The organism is Pseudomonas sp. PvP009 (genome assembly GCF_017832995.1).
In the GTDB taxonomy this organism is placed as follows: domain Bacteria; phylum Pseudomonadota; class Gammaproteobacteria; order Pseudomonadales; family Pseudomonadaceae; genus Aquipseudomonas; species Aquipseudomonas syringae.
The window spans coordinates 2,246,367-2,263,681 of sequence record NZ_JAFIBG010000001.1 but is presented as its reverse complement, the minus strand read 5'-3'; the positions used below and the strand labels follow the sequence as shown (position 1 = coordinate 2,263,681).

The following is a 17,315-nucleotide window of genomic DNA, read 5'->3' as shown; positions in this document are numbered from 1 at the left end:
GTCAGCCGACAATCGCAGCATTGAGTTGCGCTTGCAGGGCTGCGGCATCCAGCTCCTGACCAATCAGCACCAGGTGCGTGGCACGCTCTTCATCGGCACGCCAGGCGCGGTCGAAGTGCTTGTCGAAACGAGTCCCGACACCTTGAATCAGCAGGCGCATCGGCTTGCCGGGAATGGCCGCGAAGCCCTTCACACGCAGAATGCCGTGCTGCACCACCAGCTGATTCAGTGCATCGAGCAGGACTTTCTCATCGGCTTGCGGCAGTGTCAGGGAAATCGAATCGAACGCGTCGTGATCGTGGTCATCATGATCGTCATCGTCGTGGTGATCATGGTGGGTCTTGCGAGCGTCGATATGCAGCTCGGACTCGGCACCGACACCCAGCAGCACGCTGATCGGCAGACGACCACTGCTGGCTTCGATCACCTTGACCGCAGGCGGCAGCTCCTCGGCGACTTCGGCACGCACCGTCGCCAGACCTTCGGCGTCGATCATGTCGGCCTTGTTGAGGATCACCAGATCGGCGCTGGCCAGTTGATCGGCAAACAGTTCGTGCAGGGGCGACTCGTGGTCCAGGTTGGGATCGAGTTTGCGCTGCGCATCGACCTGATCAGGGAAGGCAGCAAAGGTGCCGGCCAGTACCGCCGGGCTGTCGACCACCGTGATCACCGCATCGACCGTGCAGGCGTTGCGGATTTCCGGCCATTGAAAAGCCTGGACCAGCGGCTTGGGCAGCGCCAGCCCCGAGGTTTCGATCAGGATATGGTCCAGATCACCACGGCGCGCGACCAGTTCGCGCATGACCGGGAAGAACTCTTCCTGCACGGTGCAGCACAGGCAGCCATTGGCCAGTTCGTACACCCGGCCGTTGGCTTCTTCTTCGGTGCAGCCGATCGTGCACTGCTTGAGGATTTCTCCGTCGATGCCCAGCTCGCCGAACTCATTGACGATGACCGCAATGCGCCGCCCTTCGGCGTTGTCGAGCATGTGCCGCAACAGGGTGGTCTTGCCCGAGCCGAGGAAGCCGGTGACGATGGTGACGGGAAGCTTGGCCAGTGTTTTCATCAGGTGCCCTTTGGCAATGCGGCGGGCAAACAGGACGAGAGCCGCATGCAGGACATGCAGATCGGATCGCCACCGGATCACCCCGCCCGGTTGTAGTGAGAATTCTCCAGGGCCGCAGCATGTGTGGCCCGTTCGAGGCAGGTCTCCTGGCTCACGGCGGCGTGCGGCAGGCAGTGAATAATGTGCCGACACGCATTCATCGCGCCTTCCCGCCGCAGCAGTGGCTGTGCAATGAACATGACCGTTTACAGTTGCGGGGGCAGCTGCGGCATGTACCGCATTCCCGTCTTAGCTCCACTGGGTGATGTTTTACCCGGGGAGAACCTCGAACCAGGGTGTGTAAAAACGTCACGAGCGAAGGCAAGACAAGGCAAAAACAGGCGAAAAAGCGGAGTCTAGGTGTTCTAAATGAGCATTTTTCGCCTGTTTTTAACGCAGTATTGCCAAGCGCAGTAGTTTTTACACAGCTTGGAACCGGCAAGGCTACGCAGTGACTGCAGACAGGTCAATCGTTCAGATTGACGCTGCCCCGCCGCCCATGGTCTCCTGTGCGCCTTGTTTCGGGTGCCCCTCACGGGGTGAAACGGGAAACCGGTGCGCTCGCGTTGTCGAGCAAGTCCGGTGCTGCCCCCGCAACGGTAAGCGAGAGTAGGTCTGATCCACTGTGCCGCTGGCATGGGAAGGTGACCTTGCAGGCTTTGACGCACTGACGTCCTGGTCCCTCGCGAGCCCGGAGACCGGCCCGATATGCTTGCAATGACAAACCCGCGGTGGGCGGGCGCAGTTGAAACCTCCGGCGTCTGCCGGCAGGTTCTTTTGCGCGTGGCCCACTTGCCGATTACCAACAAGAGGGAACGCCATGTCGACCATCAGCAGCCACGCCGCCGCGCCCAGCTCCACACGCACTCAACGCCTGACAGCCGCCATCAGCGCTGCGCTTCTCGGCGCCTGTCTGGTGTACTTCGCCGGTTTCTCGCACATCGCGGCCGTGCACAACGCGGCACACGACACCCGTCACAGCGCTGCCTTTCCTTGCCATTGAGGGCCTCACAATGTTCAAGCGAATCGCCTACACCGCAGGTTTCACCGGCCTGCTCGCCGCCCTGCTGCTGACGCTGCTGCAAAGCCTGTGGGTGGTGCCGCTGATCCAGCAGGCCGAGACCTACGAAAACGCACCTGCCGAGCAACTGCATCAGCACGCGGACGGCGCGATGGCCGAACACAGCCATGCCCATGACGAAGCGGCCTGGGAGCCCGAAAACGGCTGGCAGCGTGTGCTGTCCACCACTGGCGGTAACCTGGTGGTCGCGGTGGGCTTCGCCTTGATGCTTGCCGGGCTTTACACCCTGCGGGCGCCGGGTCGCACCGTGCAAGGCGCATGGTGGGGGTTAGCCGGTTTTGCCGTGTTCGTGCTGGCCCCCACCCTTGGCCTGCCACCCGAACTGCCAGGCACAGCGGCCGCCGAGCTGAGTCAGCGGCAACTGTGGTGGCTCGGCGCTGCCGCGTCGACTGCAGCCGGGCTGGCCTTGCTGGTGTTCGGTCAGAACTGGCTGCTCAAAGCACTGGGTGTGGCGATTCTGCTGGTCCCGCATGTGCTTGGCGCGCCACAGCCGCTGGTCCGTGAAAGCCTGGCTCCCGAGGCTCTGGAATCGCAGTTCATGATTGCCTCGCTGCTGACCAACGCGCTGTTCTGGGTCGCGCTGGGGTTGATCAGTGCCTGGCTGTTCCGCAGAAACGACGTGCATACCGACAATGTCGACCTGCATCAGGCCTGATCCAGCGACCCTTCAACCCGGCGCACCTCTGGTTGCCGGGCTGGGCTGTCGGCGCGGCTGCTCGGCTGCGCTGTTGCGCGATCTGCTCGAGCAGAGCCTGCAGGCACTTGAGCTGGACATTGGCCGGGTGACCGCGCTGGCGTCCATCGACCTGAAAGAAACCGAGCCCGGCCTGCTTGAGCTGGCCGGGCAACTGGCTGTGCCACTGGTGTGCTTCAACGCCGCGCAACTGGTAGCGTGGGAACTGCACCTCACGCACCGTTCTGCGCAGGTGTTCCAGAACACGGGCTGTCATGGCGTCGCCGAGGGCTCGGCGCTGGCACTGGCGGCGCAACTGGGCGACGGTACGGCCACCCTGCTGATCGAACGGCAGAAAAGCGCGCAGGCCACATTTGCCTTGGCAATCAGCCCTGCGCACAGCGGATAATCTCCCCGCGCTCACTCACCCCGGAGAATTCATTGACTGTCTATTTCATCGGCGCAGGCCCTGGCGATCCGGAGCTGATCACCGTCAAGGGCCAACGCCTGATTCGCAGCTGCCCGGTCATTATCTACGCAGGCTCGCTGGTGCCCCTCGCCGTGCTGGAAGGTCATCAGGCCGTGCAGGTGACCAACAGCGCCGAACTGCATCTGGAGCAGATCATCGAGCTGATCAAGCGCGCGCACGCACAGGGCCAGGATGTGGCGCGCGTGCATTCCGGAGACCCGAGCCTGTATGGCGCTATCGGCGAGCAGATCCGCCATCTGCGCGAATTGGGCATTCCGTTCGAAATCATTCCGGGGGTGACCGCAACCGCTGCCTGCGCTGCGCTTCTGGGCGTCGAGCTGACTCTGCCGGACGTTTCGCAGAGCGTTATTCTGACCCGCTATGCCGACAAGACCTCAATGCCCAGCGGCGAGGAACTGGCCAGTCTGGCCAGCCATCGGGCAACCATGGCGATTCATCTGGGGGTGAACAACCTGCAGCGGATCGTCGAGGAGCTCATGCCACATTACGGTGCCGACTGCCCGATTGCCGTGGTGCATCGCGCCAGCTGGCCGGATCAGGACTGGGCCGTTGGCACGCTGGCAGATATTCAGGAAAAGGTACAGGCCAAGGGCTTTCGCCGCACGGCACTGATTCTGGTCGGACGTGTACTTGCCGATGACACCTTCAGCGAGTCCTCGCTGTACCGCGCCGGGCATGCCCATCTGTTCAGGCCGGTGTAGTCAGTACCGCCATGATGATCACTGTAATGAGCGGCGACGCGTGGCGTGATGAACAGCGTGCCAACGCTGGGCTGGCACGCTGATCGGTATTGCCCTCCTCAGGCAGCCGCCTCATACAGCTTCGGTGCGGCCACTTCGCCGCTTTCCAGGCTCTTGCGCAGAATATCGGCCTGCACGGCAGCCGCTTTCATGGCGTTTTCCTTGATGTAGCCATAGCCGCGAATGCGTTCCGGCAGGCGTGCCAGACTCAAGGCGGTGTGACGATTCTGCGCCTGAAGGTGCTGCAGGATCAGTTCGACATCGCTGACATAGCGGTCAATCAGCGCCCTCTCCTGCTGACGTTCGAGACTGCGACCGAACGGATCGAGCGCCGTGCCACGGAGGAATTTGAACGTCGCCAGCACATCGAACGCGCGCAGCATCCACGGGCCAAAACTACGTTTGCGCGGCAGGCCATTGTGCGGATCGCGCTTGGCCAGCCACGACGGTGCCAAGTGAAACTCCAGTCGATAGTCACCCTCGAACTGCGCTTGCAACTGGCGGGTAAACTCGCCGTTGCTGTAAAGCCGCGCCACTTCGTATTCGTCTTTATAGGCCAGCAATTTGAAGTAATTGAATGCCACGGCCTCGGTCAGCGTCGGCTGCTGGCCAGGGAACGCGCGCGATTCGCTGTCGCGTACGCGTTGCACCAATGCCAGATAGCGCTTGGCGTAGGCGGCGCTCTGATACTGCTTCAAGGTATCGACATTGCTCTGGATGCGCTGATCAAGGTCCATTGGCTGCGGCTCGCTGACCTTGTTTTGCGGGTTGACGAAGGCCTCCACGGCGGCAGGATCATGCGCAGTACGACGCCCCCAGAGAAACGCCTGCTGATTCAGATTGACCGCTACGCCGTTGAGTTCGATGGCCTTCTCGATGGCCGCCGAGGTCAATGGAATCAGGCCCAGCTGAAACGCATAGCCGAGCATGAACAGGTTGCTGGCGATGCTGTCGCCCATCAGTCGAGTAGCCAGTGATGTGGCTTCGACAAAGTGGGTCTTCGCCGCGCCGACCGCCTCGATGATGGTCTGCTTCATGGCTTCGGCCGGAAACACGGCATCCGGATTGCGCGTGAACTCGGCGGTCGGTGTTTGCTGGCTGTTGACCACCGCATGGGAAATCTTGCTATCGAGCTTGGCGATCGCGTCCGGGCCGGCAGCCACCAGCAAGTCACAGCCGAGCAGCAGGTGCGCTTCACCGGCGGCGATACGCACGGCAAACAGATCCTCTTGGCGCGCGGCAATGCGGATATGGCTGACCACCGGACCGAATTTCTGTGCCAGACCGGCCTGATCGAGCACGCTGCAGCCCTTGCCTTCCAGATTCGCGGCATAGCCCAGCATCGCGCCGACGGTGGTCACCCCTGTGCCGCCGACACCCGGCAGGAGAATATTGAACGGCCTGTCGAGCGACGGCAGCACCGGTTCCGGCAGACGCGCGAATGCTTCGACCTGCTTGGGCAACGCAGGCTTGCGCAGTTTGCCGCCATGCACGGTGACGAAGCTCGGGCAGAAACCCTCGACGCAACTGAAATCCTTGTTGCACGCGCTCTGATCGATTTCGCGCTTGCGCCCCTGCGCCGTTTCCTTGGGCAGCACAGACAGGCACCCGGATTTGACCCCGCAATCGCCGCAGCCCTCGCACACCGCCGGGTTGATCAACGCGCGCTTTTCCAGGTCAGGCATGGTGCCGCGCTTGCGACGGCGGCGCTTTTCAGTGGCGCAGGTCTGGTCGTAGATGATGACCGACGCGCCTTTGAACTCGCGCAACTCGCGCTGCACGCTGTCCAGATCGCGCCGATGATGAAAGGTGGTAATCGGTGCGAAGTCTTCACGATTCGGGTACTTGTCCGGCTCGTCGGAAACCAGCGCGATGCGCTGCACGCCTTCGTTGAATACCTGACGACTCAGTTGATCGACGCGCAGCACGCCGTCGATCGGCTGGCCACCCGTCATGGCCACCGCATCGTTGTAGAGAATCTTGTAAGTAATGTTGACCTTGGACGCCACTGCCGCACGCAGCGCCAGGTGCCCCGAGTGAAAATAGGTGCCGTCGCCCAGGTTCTGGAAAACGTGCGGGGTTTCGGTGAACGGTGCCTGACCGATCCAGGTCACGCCCTCGCCGCCCATCTGGGTGAAGGTATCGGTTTCGCGGTCCATCCAGATGGTCATGTAATGGCAGCCGATCCCGGCCAGGGCGCGACTGCCCTCCGGAACCCGTGTCGAGGTGTTGTGCGGGCAGCCGGAGCAGAAATGCGGGGTGCGCTGGGTGGTGAACAGCGGCGCCTGCAGCGCTTGCTCCTTGTCGCTGAGAAACTGCAGGCGCGCTTCGATCTGCGGGCTGCTGTAGAACGGCGCAAGGCGTTTGGCGATCACCCTGGCAATCATTGCCGGGGTCAGCTCGCTGAGGTTCGGCAGCAGTGAGCGGCCCTGCTCATCGAACTCGCCGACCACCACTGGCCGGCGCTCAACAGGCCAGTTGTAAAGCTGACCGGTCAACTGGTCTTCAATGACACTGCGTTTTTCCTCGACCACCAGAATCTCGTCCAGCCCTTCGGCAAAGTCGTGAACCGACACCGGCTCCAGCGGCCAGCTCATGCCGACCTTGAGGACGCGAATCCCGACCTTCTCGCACAGCTCCTGATCGATACCCAGCTCTTCGAGGGCCTGACGCACGTCCAGATAGGACTTGCCGGTGGTGATGATGCCCAGTCGGGGTTGCGCAGAATCGATCACCACCTTGTTGAGCTGGTTGGCACGAGCGAAGGCCCTGGCCGCGTAGATTTTGTAGGTATTGAGTCGCGCCTCCTGGGCCAGCGGCGGGTCCGGCCAGCGGATATGCAAACCGCCTTCAGGCAGGTCGAAATCGTCCGGGATACGGGTTTTGATCCGCAATGGATCGACCTCGACCACCGCGGAAGAATCGACGTTCTCGGCGATGGTCTTCATCGCCACCCAGCAACCGCTGTAGCGCGACAGCTCCCAGCCAATGATGCCGTAGTCGAGAATCTCCTGAACATTACTGGGGTTGAGCACGGGGATCATCGAGGCGATGAACGCATGCTCACTCTGGTGAGCGATGGTCGATGATTTGCAGCCGTGGTCGTCGCCCGCCAGGATCAGCACACCGCCGTTGGCCGCAACACCGGCAGAGTTGCCGTGCTTGAAGACATCACCGCAGCGGTCCACACCCGGCCCCTTGCCGTACCAGAGGGCGAACACCCCATCGTACTTGCCATGCGGGAACAGGTTGACCTGTTGACTGCCCCAGACCGCCGTGGCGGCCAGTTCTTCGTTGATGCCCGGCTGAAAATGGATGGCGTTTTGTTGCAGGTAGTCCTTGGCGTCCCAAAGGCTCTTGTCCAGATTGCCCAGCGGCGAACCGCGGTAGCCCGAGATAAACCCGGCAGTGTTCAGGCCCTGCGCCTCATCGCGCTGCTTTTGCAGCATCGGCAGGCGGGTCAGGGCCTGCGTGCCGGTCAGGTACAGATTGCCGGTGGCAAGCCGGTATTTATCATCCAGACGAATATCAGCCAAGGACATGCGAATACCTCTCTTGTTCTTATAAGGTCAGGTCTTGTACGCCGGGACGGTCCTGCCCGGCAGCCTTGCAACTAGACTGCCAGCAGCAAAGAGGCTTTTTCTTTCTAAATGCGCGCAAATCTGCTGATATTCAGCATGCTTTTTTCGGCCAGAACAAAAAACAAGGTCAATTCATGCAGCCAAAATTGAGCCCCATCGATCGCAAGATTCTTCGTCTGCTGCAACATGACGCCAGCCTGTCGGCCGCGGAAATCGCCGAACGGGTCGAGCTGTCGCAATCGCCCTGCTGGAGGCGCATTCACCGGCTTCAGGAAGACGGGGTGATCGAACGCACGGTCGCCCTGCTCAGTACCCAGAAGCTGGGACTGAGTATGACCGTGTTCGTCGAGGTCAAGCTGTCAGGCCACGGCCGCCGCTATCTGGCCGAATTCGAGGAGGCAATCATCGGCCACCCCGAGGTGCTGGAGTGCTACACGATGGCCGGGGGGATGGACTTCATGCTCAAGGTGGTGGCTCAGGACATCGCCAGCTACGAACGCTTTCTGCGCGATCATTTGCTGCAATTGCCCCACGTCCATGAGGCCCATTCGAACATCGCCATGAGCACGGTGAAGCGCACCACGGAGCTGCCGCTAGACTAGGAATAGAATCGGGGAAAATCGAGAAAAGAAAATCCGCCGAGCGGGCGCTGGCGGATTATCGGTATCAATGAGGGCAATAAAAACATTTGACTTGCAAATGATAATGATTATTATTGCATCAGCGGGTCGCGAGACTCGCTGGATAACCCGGAAGTCTTAGGTCGGCTTCCTGATTATCTCCTCATCAGGCTAATCACGGTTTTTGACCCGGCTTTTTGCCGGGTCTTTTTTTGGTTCTTTCTTTATGGTTTCGCTGCTTCAGGCTAATGAAGTCTGGGTGTTGCGCGGTGTGTTGCAATGACGCGGATGATAGCAAAGGCGCCTCGATCAAGGCCATGCTTTTAAGGCGAAAACGCCTGGATGCGGCAGATAAAACGTAAATGCTGCACCTTTTCACTTGAGAATGATTCTCGTATTCACTAGTCTACGCTTGTCACGGACGCTATCCGACATCGCAAGGAAGATTCCCATGGACGACCAGCGAGCGATACATCATGAGTAATCAGCTCTCGTCTCTACTGCACCTCCCCGCCCGCCTGCCCGAGCCGCAACCCACGCTGCAGGCCATCGAACTCGGCCACCGACTGGGCAAGCTCTCGCGCCGGACCCGGCAGATATTCCTGCTCAGCCGACTCGACGGCCTGGCCTATGCCGACATTGCAGCCTTCATGAGCGTCGACATCGCGCGGGTAGAGCGCGCGATGCTTCGCGCGCTGGGCAAGGCCTATGTGCCAGGCGCGGCAGACACCACAAGCGCTGCCATTCAGGCCACCCTTCAGGATCGCGCCAGCCGCTGGTATGTGCACTTGCAGAGCCCTGCGGCAACCGCCAGCGAACGCATCGAATTTCGCCATTGGCTGGACGCCGATGCCGCGCACCTTTCGGCCTTCCAGAACAGCGAGCGTTTGTGGCGTCAGTTGCAGGCACCCGCCTCGTTGCTCGGCGCATCCGGCTGGCATAGACGCAAGCGCCGCGTGTATCTGGTCTGGTGCCTGCTGACCGCCTTCATCTGCAGCCTGATGGTCACCGCCGAGGCCATGTCCTGACGCGCAGATGACCGTTGCAGTGAAGTTTACGTCGCAGGGCGCGATGTTGATCGGTGTACAGTAGCCGCTTGAAAAGGCATCTACGCAGCAGGCACCTATCTTGACTCTCACTATCGGTTCAGATTTCGACAGCGGCAACATTCTGGTTCTCGACGCAAGCGACCCGGCGCATATCCGGCTGGCGATTCGGCCCGACACGCAAAGTGCGCATTTCCAGTGGTTTCATTTCAAGGCAGACGGCCTGAACGTCGGCCAGACCTATGGCTTCAGCCTCACCAATGCCAGCGAATCCACCTTCAACAACGCCTGGACCGGCTACAACGCTGTAGCGTCTTACGACCATCAGAACTGGTTTCGGGTAGCGTCGGATTTCGACGGCACGGCGCTGAATTTCAGCCTGGCCGCGGAGCAGCCGCAGGTCTGGTTTGCGTACTTTGAACCCTACAGCCGTGAACGCCATGACTGGCTGATCGAACAGGCGCAGGAAAAAGCCGGTGCACAGTTGCTGGCTGTCGGCAAAAGCGTCGAAGGTCGGGATATTCAGCTGCTGCGCAAAGGTGACGGTGCCGAGGGCAAACGCAAGATCTGGATGATTGCCCAGCAGCACCCTGGCGAACACATGGCCGAATGGTTCATGGAGGGCGTGATCGAACGCCTCCAGCAAAAGGATGACGCCCCACTGCAGCAATTGCTGGCGGAAGCGGATGTGTATCTGGTGCCCAACGTCAACCCGGACGGAGCCTTTCATGGCCACTTGCGCACCAACGCCAGCGGCAAGGACCTTAACCGCGCTTGGCAGGACAGTACCGAAGCGCTAAGCCCGGAAGTGTCCTTCATCAGGCAGCAGATGGAAAAATACGGCGTGGACATGTTCCTCGACGTGCACGGTGACGAGAAAATCCCTTACGTATTCACCGCCGCCTGCGAAGGTAATCCGGGGTATACCGCGCAACAACGCCAGCTTGAAGAGCGCTTTCGCAGCCGCCTGTGCGAGGTCAGCGACAACTTTCAGACGGTTCATGGCTACCCACGCGGCGCACCCGGTCAGGCCAACATGAACCTGGCCGCCAATGCCGTTGGCGAACGCTACAAGTGCCTGTCACTGACCCTGGAAATGCCGTTCAAGGATCACGACAACGCGCCAGACCCGGTCACCGGCTGGTCAGGCAAGCGCTCTGCGCAACTGGCCGGAGAAATACTGACCGTGCTGTCCGAGATGGTAAAAGAGCTTCGCTAAGAGCGCTGCTACCTTCAGGCAAACCGAAATGCCCACCTACGCGTGGGCATTTTTGTTTGCGTTGGCGACCCGTCGTACGATCAGACTGGCCAGTGCGATCAGCGCCAGGGTGATCACCACTGCCCCGTAGACATTACTGGTCATCACCAGGCCCGCCGAGTGAGCGAAGAATCCGGCGACCAGTGCCGGTATGCAGAAGGCCAGGTAGCTGAGCACCAGAAAAGCCGACATCAGCCCGCCCCGCTCGTGGGCATGCGCCAGGGGCATGAGCATGCGCAGGGCGCCCAGAAAGCTCGATCCGAAACCAATACCTGCGACCACTGCGCCGACGAAAAACAGCCACAGCAAACCGAGGTTGATCGAAAGCAGTATCACCGCGACACCCAGCGGCAAAAAGCTCGCACCGACCCACAAGCCGAGCACCGGCTCGCGCTGACGCAGCGTCAGAATCGCCGCCGCACCGCTGAGGGTCAGCGCCGCAACCGCCAGGCCGCCATTGAGCGGTGAGGTGGAACCGGTCGCCGCCACCAGCAAGGACGGGCTCAACGACAGAAAGAAACCACCCAGTGCCCATGCGGCGATGTCCACCGGCAGAACCAGCCACAGCATGCGCCGTGCCTGCTGCGGTACATGCAATGAGGGCTTGAGGGATTGCCAGACACCGGGCTGGCGACTGACGGTTTCCTCGACGCGTCCCAGGTACAGGGCCTGACTCAGGAATGCGGCCAGCAACAAGCAGTAACCCAGCATAAGCGGCATCGGCGCGAACTGCGCCAGCAGTGCCGTGCCCAGAGCGCCAACGGCCATGCCGAGCATCGGCGAAATACTGTTGATCAACGGCCCTTTGACCGAATCATTGTCCAGCAAGGCTGCGCCCAGTGCGCTGGCAGCCAGCCCCGTCGCAAAACCCTGCAGCAGACGCGCGGCCACCAGCCAGCTGACATCACTGGCCAGAATGAACAGCAGCATCGAGACGCTTTGCAGCAGCAACGCGCCGAAAATCACCGGGCGCCGCCCCAGATAGTCAGACAGCGACCCACCCATCAGCAAGGCGGCCAGCAGGCTGAATGCATACACTGCAAAAATCAGGGTAAGCACGCCCGCCGAGAATCCCCATGCCTCCTGGTACAGGTGATAGAGCGGCGTGGGCGTGCTGGACGCGGCAAAAAAGCATAACGTGGTAAACGCCAGAAACCCGAGATGGTTTGGTGCCCGACCGTCAGACTTCACGTCTGGCGACGTCGAATCGTTTGAAGAAAGGGACATGGATACGCTCTCCGCCAATGCAACCTGTTAAAGCCATAAATTAGCTTTTGCGGAGTGTGCGACGTGGTAGCGCTTAAAGCAAATACTTTGTGTTAAGGTCCGCCGTATGGCTATTAAAGAAGCAATTCGCACCGGAGGCCGCAGTGCCCGGGTGCAGGAATCCATCCATCGCGCGGTCCGCGACCTGTTGCAGGAGCACGATCGCTCAGTACTCAGCGTGCCGATGATCGCGACCCGTGCAGGCGTTACGCCGTCGACCATTTATCGCCGCTGGGGTGATCTGACCACGTTGCTGGCGGACGCTGCCCTGGAGCGCCTGCGCCCTGACGTGCCGATCGATCAGGGCAGTCTGCATCAGGACCTGCTGACCTGGAGTGAAATGTATCTGGACGAAATGTCCTCGGCACCTGGCCGGGCATTGATGCGCGATGTGGCCGCCAGCACGTCTGGCTGTGTGGGCAAGTGTGCGGCGATGGTTCGCGAGCAACTGCAGGTCATGATCGATCGCGCCATGGCTCGCGGCGAGGCTTCCCCCAGTGCCGACGACATGATCGATGCCGTCATTGCGCCCATGATTTACCGGATTCTGTATGCCGAATCGGCGCCGACGCCCGAACGCGTGCGTCAATGGGTCGACCGCTGCCTGAGCTGAGCCGCTTTGCAGGGAGTCAGAGACGGCAACTCCCGTTATCATGCGCGCCTCGTCCGACACCAATGACCGAACCTATTCATGCACACCCTCGCAGATCTACGCGCCGGCAAGCTGGCAGGCATCAAACGGCTTGACCTCTCCTGTGGCCTGAGCGAATTCCCGGTCGAAATCTTCGACCTGGCCGACACGCTGGAAGTCTTGAATCTCAGCGGCAACAGGCTGACCTCGCTGCCCGACGACCTGTGTCGCCTGACCCGCCTGCGCGTCCTGTTCGTATCAGACAACGCCTTTACGCACCTGCCGGAAAGCATTGGCCAATGCCCGCAGTTGCAGATTGTCGGCCTCAAGGCCAATCGCATAGAGCAGGTCAGCGCCGCGGCACTGCCGCCGCGCCTGCGCTGGCTGATCCTCACCGACAACCGCATCGAGTCACTGCCCGACGAACTGGGCCGCCGCCCGGACCTGCAAAAGCTGATGCTCGCCGGCAACCGCTTGCGCACCCTGCCCGCGACCCTCGCGCAGTGTCACAAGCTGGAGCTGATACGCATTGCGGCCAATCGTCTGACCGAGTTGCCGGACTGGCTGCTGAGCCTGCCTGCGCTGGCATGGCTCGCCTTCGCCGACAACCCGCTGTGCGCCGAACGTCCCACCGCGCCGATCCGGGAAATCCCCTGGCAGCACCTCAGCCTTCACCAGCGCCTGGGCGAAGGTGCGTCGGGAATCATCCAGCAGGCGGTCTGGCACGACGCCGGCGCTGAGCGCATGGCAGCGGTCAAGCTGTACAAGGGCGCGGTCACCAGCGATGGCTCGCCGCTCAATGAAATGGCCGCCTGCATCGCCGCAGGCCGCCACGCACAGCTGATCGAGGTGCTTGGACAGATCAGCGGGCATCCCGAGCAGCAGCGCGGCCTGGTCATGGCGCTGATAGCCCCCGATTTCGGCAATCTTGCCGGCCCGCCGAGCCTGGAATCCTGTAGCCGCGATGTCTACGCCAACGACAGGCGCTTTTCCCTGCCGGTGCTGCTGCGCCTCGCTGAAGGCATTGCTTCGGTCACCGCGCACCTGCACGCCCGCGGGATCACGCATGGCGACCTTTATGGTCACAACATTCTTGTGCAGGAGGATGGCAATTGCCTGCTGAGCGACTTCGGCGCGGCGTCCTTTCACCCCTCAGCCGGGCTGGGTGAGGCGCTGGAGCGCATCGAAACGCGGGCATTCGGTATCTTGCTGGGGGAATTGCTGGAGCGTTGCGAGGCAGATCCGCAGGATCAGAACGTCGTGGCGGGTCTACAGGCGCTGCAGGCGAGTTGCGTGCAGCCTGATTGCCAGCAACGACCGTCGCTGGCAGAGATTCTTCTACAGATCAAAACATGGAGCGCGTAAAGCGCTCCATTGCGCAGTGATCAGCCTGCCAGGCCCACGTAAACGTTCTGCACGTCATCATGGTTGTCGATGGCTTCGAGAAACGCTTCGACTTCGGCCATCTGCTCATCGGTCAGGCCGTCCACGGTGCTTTTCGGGCGGTAGCCCAGTTGCGCGGACTGAACGGTGAAACCGAATTCCGGGAGCGCCTTGCAGACCGCGTCCATGTCGGTGGATTCGGTCAGGAACAGCGTCGCGCCCTCTTCACCGGGCTCGAAATCCTGGGCGCCGGCCTCGATTGCCGCCAGCTCCGGGTCGGCATCCGCTGCTGCAGGAACAGCCTCGATCATGCCCTGATACAAAAAGTCCCACGAAACCGAACCCGCAGCACCCAACTGGCCTTTGCGGAACAGCACGCGAATTTCCGAGACCGTCCGATTGATGTTGTCGGTCAGGCACTCGACGATCACCGGCACGCGGTGTGGCGCAAAACCTTCGTAGGTCAGACGCTCGAAGTTGACGCTCTCACCCAGCAGGCCTGCGCCTTTCTTGATGGCACGCTCCAGGGTCTCGCGCGGCATCGAAGCCTTCTTGGCCTGCTCGACCACCAGCCGCAGACGCGAGTTCATGTCCGGGTCTGCGCCAGCACGAGCCGCGATCATGATCTCCTTGGACAGCTTGCCAAACGTACGTCCCTTGGCATTGGCTGCCGCTTCTTTATGCTTGACCTTCCACTGTGCGCCCATGTCTGCTCTCTTGATTCGCTAGGCACCTCGCCGTCTGCGCCTGCATAACTGACAGAACGCGACGCTGGCAAGGCGCTGAAAAAGGGTCACCGGCAAATACCCTGTCCGGCGCGGCGCATTTTATACGCGATCACGGCAGATGAAACCCCCGACAGGCAGATTGCCCTTATGAACTCGCCAGGATTGCTGCCAATCCGGCCAACGGCAATCATCGTCTTTCCATCAACGCTTGTAGGCTCTTTCCGAAAAACCTTGCAGCAATGCTTTTGTAACCCCGTATTCCGTAACCTGCGCGGCCCCGTTTTTGAAGCTAGAGAGCCCCGCGGATGCGCAAGGACCTGCAAGTGCCCTTCATGCTGGCGATCACCGACTGCCAGCCGGATCTGCATATCATCAGCTTCGCCGGCCATGAAGCCCTCAATGAAACGTATCGCTTCGACATCTGGATGATAGGCAGCGACCCGCAGCTGGACGTGCGCAGCCTGCTGCATCGAGAAGCGTTTCTAAGCTTCGGCGAATCCGGCAGCGGCAGGCATGGCCTTATCGACCATGCGGCGCGGCTCCACCGCGGGGCTCGCGTGAGTCTCTACCACCTGATTCTGGTGCCTGATCTGCACCGGCTGGTGCAACATCGACAACGCCGCACCTATCAGGACCTTGCGATTCCTCAACTGATCGTGCAGTTGCTTGAAGCCCACAATATCGGCGCGAACGCATACCGATTCGAACACGTGAATGGTCTTTATCCTGCCAGGCCGCTGCATATCCAGTACGACGAAAGCGATCTGCACCTGTTGCAGCGCCTGTGCGAGGAAGAAGGCATGCATTTTCGTTTTGAGCATCGCCAGAGCGGCCATCGGCTGGTGTTCTCGGACGACCCTGCGAGCTTTCCGGCGCAGCCATTGCCGGTGCGCTTCAAGCACCCGCAAACGTCAGGCACGCCGCGAGAGACGCTGGAGCACCTGGCCGAACGACTGGGTTTTCCGCCCGTTTCAAGGCAACCCACCGACCACCCGCAACCTGCGCGCGCACCCGAGCACCCTCTGACCATAGCGGCCAATCATGCCTTTCAACCGCCAGGCTTTCGTGGAGCAATCAGCCCCCAGGAGGCGCAGAGCCGGCAGCGTGGCAGTCGCAGGCTGGAGCGCCTGCGCTGCGAACGGCGCGATGTCAGAGGGCGAAGCACAGACACCGCCTTGCAATGTGGTGAAGTCATCCAGGTGCTCGATCATCCGGAGCCCATGCTCAACGACCAATGGCTAGTGACCGAAACCGCTCATGCGGGCAGGCAATTACAGGTGCTGAAAGGTGCCGCCGCCCATGATGCACTGGCAATCCTGCGCATCCTCGTCGAAGCGCAACGTTCGTCACCCGAGGCTGAACAGCTGCAAGGCAACGGTTACTGCAACAGCTTCAGGGTCATTCCGTGGGCGACGCCGTTTCGACCGTCGGTCAACCACCCGAGACCCGCGGCCACCGGTGAGCATTTCGCCACATTGCAGCGCAACGACACCCAGCCGGTTCAACCCGGATATCGTTCAATCCGCTTCGACTGGCACGTGCAAAGCCCGCAAGACGAACCCGTACAACGCTGGCCGATGGCCGAGGTCGCCTGCCCGGAGGTTGATCGGCTAGCGCCGGGCGCACGAGTGCGGGTCCGCTTTCTCGACAATCATCCCGAACGGCCTGTGATTTGTGCAGTACTGTCACCGGGCCATGAGCTGGACGGGATAACCGCACAACCGGCTGGCTGTATTCGAGTGGCCAGCGGTGAGCACTTGCACGTCAATGCCCACGACGGATTGCTGGTGCGCGGGCAAGCCGCGGCGCTGCACGTTGACGCGCAACGTATCCTGATCGTGGGCCATAAAGATCAGCAGTCCTTGAAATCGGGCTGGCGCTTGTCGATAAAGGCGCGCATGCCCTCCTTCTGATCCTGGCTGGCGAACGCGGCGTGAAACACCCGGCGTTCGAAGCGGATGCCTTCGGCCAGGCTGACCTCGAATGCGCGGTTGACGCTCTCCTTGACCATCATCGCCACTGGCAGGGATTTACTGGCGATGACCGCTGCCACTGCCAGCGCTTCCGGCAGCAACTGATCGAGCGGCAGCACGCGGGCCACCAGACCGGCGCGCTCGGCCTCGTGAGCATCGATCAACCGGCCGGTCAGGCACATTTCCATGGCCTTGGCCTTGCCCACCGCGCGGGTCAGACGCTGCGTACCGCCCATGCCCGGCAACACGCCGAGATTGATCTCGGGCTGTCCAAACCTGGCGTTTTCAGCGGCCAGAATGAAATCGCACATCAATGCCAGTTCACAGCCGCCACCCAAGGCAAAACCGGCTACCGCAGCCACCAGGGGTTTGCGTCGGGCGGCGACCCGGTCGCTTTCACGAAACAGGTCATCGAGGTAGATCTGTGGGTAGGACAGGTCGACCATTTCCTTGATGTCCGCACCGGCGGCAAAGGCTTTTTCCGAACCAGTCAGTACGATGCAGCCGATCGCACCGTCCGCCTCGAACTGGTCGAGGGCATGGTTCAGTTCGTTGATCAGGCGCGCATTCAAGGCGTTCAACGCATTGGGCCGGTTCAGCTTGATCAGACCTACACTATCTATAACCTCTATGAGAAGTGTCTCGTAAAGCATTGATAAATATCCTTTTTGTTTAATTATGCAATAAGCAGATTTTTATAGAATCAACATTCGATTATTAGATCAAACCATTGATTAATA

The 17,315-nt window shown here is 61.0% G+C and carries 15 protein-coding genes and 2 riboswitches; of the genes, 10 read left to right on the top strand and 5 right to left on the bottom strand.

What is annotated here, in order from left to right:
* Position 1 precedes the first annotated feature (1 nt).
* On the bottom strand, positions 2-1,066 hold the full coding sequence (gene cobW, locus JOE29_RS10060; protein ID WP_026175242.1) for a cobalamin biosynthesis protein CobW: 1,065 nt from the start codon (positions 1,064-1,066) through the stop codon (positions 2-4).
* 118 nt (positions 1,067-1,184) lie between these two features.
* Positions 1,185-1,409: riboswitch (cobalamin riboswitch) on the bottom strand.
* Between the two features lie 202 nt (positions 1,410-1,611).
* A riboswitch (cobalamin riboswitch) is annotated at positions 1,612-1,827 on the top strand.
* A 98-nt stretch (positions 1,828-1,925) separates the two neighbouring features.
* On the opposite strand from cobW, the gene JOE29_RS10055 reads away from it, so the two are divergent.
* The 4 genes from JOE29_RS10055 to cobM are packed head-to-tail and all read left to right on the top strand — an operon-like array spanning position 1,926 to position 4,050.
* On the top strand, positions 1,926-2,108 hold the full coding sequence (locus JOE29_RS10055) for a CbtB domain-containing protein (RefSeq protein WP_003342053.1): 183 nt from the start codon (positions 1,926-1,928) through the stop codon (positions 2,106-2,108).
* Between the two features lie 10 nt (positions 2,109-2,118).
* Positions 2,119-2,841: a CbtA family protein gene (locus JOE29_RS10050; RefSeq protein WP_058446475.1), complete on the top strand. Its 723-nt coding sequence runs from the start codon at positions 2,119-2,121 to the stop codon at positions 2,839-2,841.
* A complete protein-coding gene (locus tag JOE29_RS10045; RefSeq protein ID WP_003394736.1) occupies positions 2,819-3,268 on the top strand; it encodes a cobalamin biosynthesis protein in 450 nt (149 codons plus the stop codon). The genes JOE29_RS10050 and JOE29_RS10045 overlap by 23 nt, the downstream gene beginning before the upstream one ends.
* Before the next feature lie 32 nt (positions 3,269-3,300).
* The gene (gene cobM, locus JOE29_RS10040) at positions 3,301-4,050 is read left to right on the top strand and encodes a precorrin-4 C(11)-methyltransferase (RefSeq protein ID WP_003422960.1); all 750 of its coding nucleotides are present in this window, start codon (positions 3,301-3,303) and stop codon (positions 4,048-4,050) included.
* Positions 4,051-4,148: 98 nt separating this feature from the next.
* Here the strand turns inward: cobM and JOE29_RS10035 are convergent, their stop codons facing one another.
* Positions 4,149-7,631: an indolepyruvate ferredoxin oxidoreductase family protein gene (locus tag JOE29_RS10035; protein WP_210079455.1), complete on the bottom strand. Its 3,483-nt coding sequence runs from the start codon at positions 7,629-7,631 to the stop codon at positions 4,149-4,151.
* A 173-nt stretch (positions 7,632-7,804) separates the two neighbouring features.
* Between JOE29_RS10035 and JOE29_RS10030 the strand changes: the two genes are divergently transcribed.
* The 3 genes from JOE29_RS10030 (at position 7,805) to JOE29_RS10020 (ending at position 10,555) form a co-directional block, all read left to right on the top strand.
* Positions 7,805-8,272, top strand: a complete 468-nt coding sequence (locus tag JOE29_RS10030) for an Lrp/AsnC family transcriptional regulator (protein ID WP_002553253.1) — start codon at positions 7,805-7,807, stop codon at positions 8,270-8,272.
* 494 nt (positions 8,273-8,766) lie between these two features.
* Entirely contained in the window at positions 8,767-9,318 is a 552-nt protein-coding gene (locus JOE29_RS10025) for a sigma-70 region 4 domain-containing protein (protein WP_057406950.1), read from the top strand.
* Between the two features lie 100 nt (positions 9,319-9,418).
* The gene (locus JOE29_RS10020) at positions 9,419-10,555 is read left to right on the top strand and encodes a M14-type cytosolic carboxypeptidase (protein ID WP_024693734.1); all 1,137 of its coding nucleotides are present in this window, start codon (positions 9,419-9,421) and stop codon (positions 10,553-10,555) included.
* Between the two features lie 36 nt (positions 10,556-10,591).
* Here JOE29_RS10020 and JOE29_RS10015 read toward each other — a convergent pair whose 3' ends face one another.
* Positions 10,592-11,821, bottom strand: coding sequence for an MFS transporter (locus JOE29_RS10015; protein WP_017278534.1), 1,230 nt, complete (start codon positions 11,819-11,821; stop codon positions 10,592-10,594).
* 106 nt (positions 11,822-11,927) lie between these two features.
* Here JOE29_RS10015 and JOE29_RS10010 point away from each other — a divergent pair, with 106 nt between their 5' ends.
* Positions 11,928-12,473: a TetR/AcrR family transcriptional regulator gene (locus JOE29_RS10010; RefSeq protein WP_210079454.1), complete on the top strand. Its 546-nt coding sequence runs from the start codon at positions 11,928-11,930 to the stop codon at positions 12,471-12,473.
* 78 nt (positions 12,474-12,551) lie between these two features.
* The gene (locus JOE29_RS10005; protein WP_074955382.1) at positions 12,552-13,856 is read left to right on the top strand and encodes a leucine-rich repeat-containing protein kinase family protein; all 1,305 of its coding nucleotides are present in this window, start codon (positions 12,552-12,554) and stop codon (positions 13,854-13,856) included.
* 20 nt (positions 13,857-13,876) lie between these two features.
* On the opposite strand, the gene JOE29_RS10000 is transcribed toward JOE29_RS10005, so the two are convergent.
* Entirely contained in the window at positions 13,877-14,581 is a 705-nt protein-coding gene (locus JOE29_RS10000; RefSeq protein WP_003364547.1) for a YebC/PmpR family DNA-binding transcriptional regulator, read from the bottom strand.
* A 326-nt stretch (positions 14,582-14,907) separates the two neighbouring features.
* Between JOE29_RS10000 and tssI the strand changes: the two genes are divergently transcribed.
* Complete coding sequence (gene tssI, locus JOE29_RS09995; RefSeq protein ID WP_210079453.1) at positions 14,908-16,515, top strand: type VI secretion system tip protein TssI/VgrG; 1,608 nt, start codon at positions 14,908-14,910, stop codon at positions 16,513-16,515.
* Here tssI and JOE29_RS09990 read toward each other — a convergent pair.
* Positions 16,455-17,228 (bottom strand): enoyl-CoA hydratase, encoded by a 774-nt coding sequence (locus tag JOE29_RS09990; protein WP_003315368.1) that lies wholly within the window; start codon positions 17,226-17,228, stop codon positions 16,455-16,457. The two genes, tssI and JOE29_RS09990, sit on opposite strands and share 61 nt — an antisense overlap.
* Positions 17,229-17,315: the final 87 nt, after the last annotated feature.

Excerpts from the sequence above, each read along its gene's own strand:
- JOE29_RS10025 (WP_057406950.1), top strand. The coding sequence starts at position 8,767 with ATGAGTAATCAGCTCTCGTCTCTACTGCACCTCCCCGCCCGCCTGCCC.
- tssI (WP_210079453.1), top strand. The coding sequence starts at position 14,908 with ATGCGCAAGGACCTGCAAGTGCCCTTCATGCTGGCGATCACCGACTGC.
- JOE29_RS10045 (WP_003394736.1), top strand. The coding sequence starts at position 2,819 with ATGTCGACCTGCATCAGGCCTGATCCAGCGACCCTTCAACCCGGCGCA.
- JOE29_RS09990 (WP_003315368.1), bottom strand. The coding sequence starts at position 17,228 with ATGCTTTACGAGACACTTCTCATAGAGGTTATAGATAGTGTAGGTCTG.
- cobW (WP_026175242.1), bottom strand. The coding sequence starts at position 1,066 with ATGAAAACACTGGCCAAGCTTCCCGTCACCATCGTCACCGGCTTCCTC.
- JOE29_RS10015 (WP_017278534.1), bottom strand. The coding sequence starts at position 11,821 with ATGTCCCTTTCTTCAAACGATTCGACGTCGCCAGACGTGAAGTCTGAC.
- JOE29_RS10050 (WP_058446475.1), top strand. The coding sequence starts at position 2,119 with ATGTTCAAGCGAATCGCCTACACCGCAGGTTTCACCGGCCTGCTCGCC.
- JOE29_RS10000 (WP_003364547.1), bottom strand. The coding sequence starts at position 14,581 with ATGGGCGCACAGTGGAAGGTCAAGCATAAAGAAGCGGCAGCCAATGCC.
- JOE29_RS10005 (WP_074955382.1), top strand. The coding sequence starts at position 12,552 with ATGCACACCCTCGCAGATCTACGCGCCGGCAAGCTGGCAGGCATCAAA.
- JOE29_RS10030 (WP_002553253.1), top strand. The coding sequence starts at position 7,805 with ATGCAGCCAAAATTGAGCCCCATCGATCGCAAGATTCTTCGTCTGCTG.
- JOE29_RS10010 (WP_210079454.1), top strand. The coding sequence starts at position 11,928 with ATGGCTATTAAAGAAGCAATTCGCACCGGAGGCCGCAGTGCCCGGGTG.
- JOE29_RS10055 (WP_003342053.1), top strand. The coding sequence starts at position 1,926 with ATGTCGACCATCAGCAGCCACGCCGCCGCGCCCAGCTCCACACGCACT.
- JOE29_RS10035 (WP_210079455.1), bottom strand. The coding sequence starts at position 7,631 with ATGTCCTTGGCTGATATTCGTCTGGATGATAAATACCGGCTTGCCACC.